General features: G+C 41.6%; 2 protein-coding genes. One reads left to right on the top strand and one right to left on the bottom strand.

From position 1 onward, the window contains the following. Window positions 1–872 (bottom strand): chorismate-binding protein (locus tag AB4496_RS24100; RefSeq protein ID WP_372132290.1); only part of this gene is annotated, 872 nt, incomplete at its 3' end. A 271-nt stretch (window positions 873–1143) separates the two neighbouring features. Between AB4496_RS24100 and AB4496_RS24105 the strand changes: the two genes are divergently transcribed. Beyond that, window positions 1144–1762 (top strand): SDR family NAD(P)-dependent oxidoreductase (locus tag AB4496_RS24105; RefSeq protein ID WP_372132293.1); only part of this gene is annotated, 619 nt, incomplete at its 3' end.

Here is a 1762-nt window from a genome sequence, read left to right on the forward strand (position 1 = left end):
GCAGCGACTTCCAACACATTAGTGTGAGGGTTACTGACTTGACCCTCTAGTTCCGTGGAGAGATGAAGCATGGTTTTTGTTTCTATGACTGATGGAATCATAGGTGTGTACAGGTTGTGGCAATACTTGCTCATCACACGCTCAACTTCTTCTACAACTAGACCATGTTCGTGCAGATCTTTGTTGGTATTGAGCAATGAATTTGTTGAGCTTTGATTCTGTTCGTCCAGTTCAGAACGCGGGCGCGATCCTGCGAGTGGGTTAGAGGTGAGATAACTGCCTTTTTTTGCAACAAGGAGTTCTGGACTCGCCCCCATTAGCTTTTGGTTGTCATTGATATTCGCTGCGAACGTATAGCCTTTCGAGTTGATTGATAACAGATTACGAAGCAAAGTTTGCTGCTGAATATCAGCGTCTGTTTCTACTTCAATAGCCCGAGAAAGAACCACTTTTGAAAGCTCTGTGTTGGCAAACATATCAAGAAGGTCGGATACCCCTTGCTTATAATGATTACCGCTTGGGGAAGAAATGACGTGCGCATCGGCAGAAGAAAGCGGATTTGAGTGTAAGGATCTTGTACTACTAGAGATGAATAACTGCTCTGGGATAATAAATTTAGTCGGGTTTTCTTCGTTAAATGGGACGACACCAAATAGCACTGGATTATCGGCTTCTGATTTTTTAGCCGCCTGGAGCATTTCGTTCGCCTTCTCGGCTAGCTCTGAAAATGCAATAGGCTGGTGGAACTCATTTTCAATACCTTTACCCATCATCGTATTACTGGGAGAAGCGAAGAAAAATGGAGATGACAATAGCTCTCTATCTAGCAGATCACTTTCCATTTTTGAATAGCCAATGACTTCACGTTTCATAACAGGTCCCTCTTTGTGTATAGATCGTTATGACGATGTGCAATTACTTACATTGATGTTCTTAAAGGAACTCATTTGTCATGCACTTCATCGGGTTGCTTATTTTGGTCAGTAAGATTACATTTACATTTATTTAAATGCTAATGATAATGATTTCTATTTGATGTAAATCGTCATTATTGAAGGCTGCTCACATTCTTTGATTTTTGTTTTATGTAAATGCATACAAAAGTCGCAATTTTGATTGTTTATTATTCGGTTGTTTAGGTATATGGAAAGATTTCTTGAAGGACAATTAGTGTTATTAACGGGTGGTGCAAAAGGTATTGGTTTTAGCACGTTAGAGAGTTTGTTGGACTCGGGAGCTAAGGTGCTCGCTACGGATATTGATAGCCAACTCCTCGCGACTAAATCTGAATCTCTAGCGAGAAAGTATCCAGATCAGCTCTGGGTTGAACCGTTGGATCTGTCAAAACCTGAGTTAGTAAAACAGAGTATTTATCATTGGGTAGCAGAGTACGGTGAGTTTGACCACTTAGTGAGTTGTGCTGGTATTCTTCATTTAGGTGCGCTGTGTGATATGTCATTCGAGCAGATAGAAAACACATTTATGGTCAATTCGTTTGGTGCTCTAGCCACAATGCAGGCGGTATCTAAGTGTATGAAAGATCGGGGGAAGGGGAATATGGTTGTTGTCGGTTCGAATGCTGCCAATACTCCTAGAGCAAATATGGGGGCTTATGCAGCATCTAAGTCGGCGTTACACATGTTTGTAAAATCCATTGGTATTGAACTCGCGCCTTTGGGGATTCGTTGCAATATTGTGAGCCCAGGGTCTACACGTACAGAAATGCAATTGCAACTTTGGAATGAGAGTTATGGTGAGGAGC

This window comes from Vibrio sp. 10N.222.46.A1, from assembly GCF_041473595.1.
In the GTDB taxonomy this organism is placed as follows: domain Bacteria; phylum Pseudomonadota; class Gammaproteobacteria; order Enterobacterales; family Vibrionaceae; genus Vibrio; species Vibrio tasmaniensis_A.